1 protein-coding gene is annotated in these 224 nt (G+C 44.6%); it reads right to left on the reverse strand.

All coding sequences use genetic code 11. The features are described from left to right. Positions 1–224 (reverse strand): NAD(P)H-dependent oxidoreductase (locus HMPREF2952_RS03845; RefSeq protein WP_283120696.1); only part of this gene is annotated, 224 nt, incomplete at both ends.

Below are 224 nucleotides of genomic sequence, written 5' to 3' on the forward strand. Positions count from 1 at the left end.
TATTGTTCTACTTGTGGATTTTTAATCACATCGTTACATAAGAATGTCGGCAGACGGGTCAAACCGATGAACTCATTGAGTTTGTGGAAGTGCATGTATAAAGCATCCACACCTTTACCTTCGAAGAAGTCGCCTTCGCGAGTAAAGGCTTCAATCGGGGCATTCCAAGTAAGCGAGAGCATGTGTTTTTTGCCTTGCAACAAACCACCTGTGCCGTAGCCTTC

The sequence above is a fragment of the Neisseria sp. HMSC068C12 genome (assembly GCF_001814095.1).
GTDB lineage: Bacteria > Pseudomonadota > Gammaproteobacteria > Burkholderiales > Neisseriaceae > Neisseria > Neisseria perflava.